The organism is Mogibacterium sp. CM50 (genome assembly GCF_000293155.1).
In the GTDB taxonomy this organism is placed as follows: Bacteria; Bacillota; Clostridia; order Peptostreptococcales; family Anaerovoracaceae; genus Mogibacterium; species Mogibacterium timidum.
The window spans coordinates 1-3,077 of the sequence record NZ_ALNL01000015.1 but is presented as its reverse complement, the minus strand read 5'-3'; the positions used below and the strand labels follow the sequence as shown (position 1 = coordinate 3,077).

Below are 3,077 nucleotides of genomic sequence, written 5' to 3'. Positions count from 1 at the left end.
ATGACAGGAGGCATAGGCCACAGGTTCCAGAACTTTACCGTATTTCTACGAAATGTTCTGCCTCCACCCGGCATATTCGCTTGAGTGCTTCGTCCAAACAACCACTTCAGGAACATATTTAATTGCTTTGACGAGTTATCGATTTTAGGTGTAAATGATGACTTGCACTCAGGGCAAAACCATCTCTGCGTACCTGAACTATTCTTTCCATGTCTGATACATTTGGCTCCACAATATGGACAATTAACGCTCTTCATTCGGTATCCTCCCGATAATTCATTCTCAGAAAGATATAACGCCAATACATGTTGAAATTTCAACTGTTAACAAGCATTCTAAACACGTTTTTTGTCCACCCTCTATCTTCTTTCAAAAAAGATAAAACCGCTATAGCCATTGAAATTTCAATGGCTATAGCGGTTTTGTAACACGTTTTTTGTCCTATAAGCCTAAAGCGTGTCAATCGCCTTGTGAGAAAAGAATGCTGTAACTATGATAATGGAAACTGCATTTTGCTTGACAATGGGGAAGCCTGTCCTTGTCCGCAGCTTATTTCCTGTTCGCTTCTTTGCAAATGGTTTTCAGATGCGGTGCTTCCTCTTGACAGAGAGCTTTTTGCAGAGCTTTATGCACCGGAGGAAAAACGCCGTTGCACTGTATGCGGAGCGCCCTTTGCATCAAAGTCCAACAACGTGAAATATTGCCCCGATTGCAGAAAGAAAATCACAAGAAAGCAGGCAGCGGAAAGAATGCGAAAAAAGAGAAGCCTTGTTACGAAATAGAGGGTGTAAAGGCCTTGTAAAACCTTGCTTTTTAGAAGCGTTTCAGCTTATATTAAGGGTTTATATCTATATCCTTAAAATCAAGGTTTAACTGCGTAACATAGGGGGCAAGAAAAAACGGACGCGACAGCCATAAATTTGTGCCTGCTGCGTCCGCTGTTTTTTTGCTATTAGAACCATAAGGATTTTTCATTTCTGAATACAGGATTTTCGCCATTCGCATAAGGATCGTATCTTTCTATATTACAGCCGTATTCCTGAAGCTTTACTATTTTTTTGTTCATACCCCATGTTATGTCAGATATTCCGTCAAAGCTCTGTTTTATACCGTCTTTCATTTCACATTCAAAAAACCAAAAGACAATCGTTTGATTTTCATTATGAAAAATCTGTTTAATATCCCATTTTAGAACTTCTCCGCGAGTATTCCATTCATAAAACCAATACTTGATTTTCTCTGCTCCGTGATATTCCGGTCCCCAGCTTTCTATATACACGGCATTTTCTTCAAACAAATCTTGAATATCCGTATCTTCTTTATGAAGCCACATTTCAAACCAGCTTCGGATAATTCTTTCTTTTTCCCTTTTCATAAAAACACTTCTTTCTGTACATTATTCTATTACAAGCCTATATATCGTAAGCGGAATATACCATGCCGCAACCAGAAGCTGCCATATAATCACAATGCAGCCGATCAATCCGCCGACAATGATATTTACAGCAAATATTCCTACCGTTGCAGTAAAGTCATGATTTACCGGAATCAGCCATAAAAACATTCTTCTGATACCGAAAGGAACACCGCAAAACAACCATACATAAAAATAGTTTGTTGCCCCGTTTTGCGTAAATATTTTCGTTCCCCAATAAAAGAGAAAGGCTGTAAGTAAAACCGGCACTATTACTTTCTTAAAAAAATCTTTCCATATTTCTCCGCGTGTCATAATATCAGCTCCTTTTCTTTCGGGAACTGCTTTCTGTCCTTAAATATATTGTCTTTCCCGTTTCTTTAGTTAGTCATAGCATACCATGAAATTTATTCTCCATCCACAAGAAGAATCATTCAATGGTTTTTGTATGCTCCTTGCCTGTATTTTCTCTTTGTAAAATCGTATCAACATTCTGTTTGATTTTTTGATATTCTTTGACTTTACTTTTGAACTTTCCATAATCGGAATAGAGAACTTCCTTATGCTTTTGCAGGACGGAATATTCTTTCTGCAAAGTGGTAAGATTCGGAAGCTTTTTAATGCCTGCATCATTTAACGCCTTTGTCGCAGCTTCATAAAGAATCAGGCTGCTTTCATGCTTATGCTTGTATGCTTCCTTATTCTTTGCCTTGATATATCCTCTGTAAATATCCTTTGTCTTTTGATAGGTTGAGATATTTTTTATCAGAACAGCCATATCGGACAGCTTCTTTTCCGCCTGCTTCAAGTTAGTTGCCGTCTGTTCGCTGTCGAGGACGATTTCATCTATTCGACTGATTAAATCCTCATACTGCTTAATGTTATTTTCCATAAGGAAATTCATTGTCTTTGCAGCCTGTTTCAGATTATGGATTTTTGCCCAATGCTCATAGCTTGCCGATTGCTGTGCCTTGATATTATTTTCAATATCAATCAGTAGAGATATTCCTTGTTCCTGCTTCAGTGTCTTGACATTATGGCTTCTTATTCCTGCAATGCGTTTTCGGATTGCTTCTTCCGTATAATCAATACCGAGAGTTTTCAGCCTTGTAAATCGCTCCTGTCCGGGTGCACAGCAGGATGTATATTTCCCGCGTTTGATTTCATAACCGGAAGCTTGAAGCTTCTCTAAAAGCTCTTCAAAATCCTTTACCTGAGGAATCAGAAGATCAACCGTTTCTTTCAGCTTTCCTTTCCAGCTTCTACCTTTCTTTGTCGTTTGGTACTCAATATAGCTTTTTCCTTTTCGTCCTTTTTCCGGAGTGATGACCGACAGACCGTTTTCATAGCATAAGCGGTCGCTGATATTTCTGATTCCGTAATAGCTTCTTTTGTTGGAATTATATTTGTGATAATCCACGAAATTGACGGCACAGAAAATAATGTGATTATGGACGTGCCCTTTATCAATATGGGTGGTTAGGACATATTCGTACTGTCCTTTTGTTACGGCGTCCGCAAGCTGCTTTCCAATCTCATGGGCTTTTTCAAAACTTACCTCTCTCGGCTCAAAGGACTGTATCAGGTGATGGGCTAAATTGTTTCCTTTATCGAGTGCCTGTGAAAGCGTAAAGGCAAATTCTATATCTGCGGTTTCATAGCT

Annotated in this window: 5 protein-coding genes; 1 reads left to right on the top strand and 4 read right to left on the bottom strand. The window is 38.8% G+C overall.

Annotation, left to right across the window (positions count from 1 at the left end; all coding sequences use genetic code 11):
* Positions 1-257 (bottom strand): IS1 family transposase (locus HMPREF1152_RS09510; RefSeq protein WP_198004068.1); only part of this gene is annotated, 257 nt, incomplete at its 3' end.
* A gap of 186 nt (positions 258-443) precedes the next feature.
* Here HMPREF1152_RS09510 and HMPREF1152_RS02335 point away from each other — a divergent pair.
* Positions 444-782, top strand: a complete 339-nt coding sequence (locus HMPREF1152_RS02335; RefSeq protein ID WP_039883381.1) for a cysteine-rich VLP domain-containing protein — start codon at positions 444-446, stop codon at positions 780-782.
* 170 nt (positions 783-952) lie between these two features.
* Here HMPREF1152_RS02335 and HMPREF1152_RS02330 read toward each other — a convergent pair whose 3' ends face one another.
* The 3 genes from HMPREF1152_RS02330 to HMPREF1152_RS02320 all read right to left on the bottom strand — a co-directional run.
* On the bottom strand, positions 953-1,375 hold the full coding sequence (locus HMPREF1152_RS02330) for a nuclear transport factor 2 family protein (RefSeq protein ID WP_009643551.1): 423 nt from the start codon (positions 1,373-1,375) through the stop codon (positions 953-955).
* Positions 1,376-1,396: 21 nt separating this feature from the next.
* Positions 1,397-1,729, bottom strand: coding sequence for a DUF6050 family protein (locus HMPREF1152_RS02325; protein ID WP_009643549.1), 333 nt, complete (start codon positions 1,727-1,729; stop codon positions 1,397-1,399).
* A 115-nt stretch (positions 1,730-1,844) separates the two neighbouring features.
* The coding region (locus HMPREF1152_RS02320; protein WP_009643550.1) for a relaxase/mobilization nuclease domain-containing protein at positions 1,845-3,077 on the bottom strand (1,233 nt) is incomplete at its 5' end.

Coding starts and splice junctions, on each gene's coding strand:
- HMPREF1152_RS02325 (WP_009643549.1), bottom strand. CDS start 1,729: ATGACACGCGGAGAAATATGGAAAGATTTTTTTAAGAAAGTAATAGTG.
- HMPREF1152_RS02330 (WP_009643551.1), bottom strand. CDS start 1,375: ATGAAAAGGGAAAAAGAAAGAATTATCCGAAGCTGGTTTGAAATGTGG.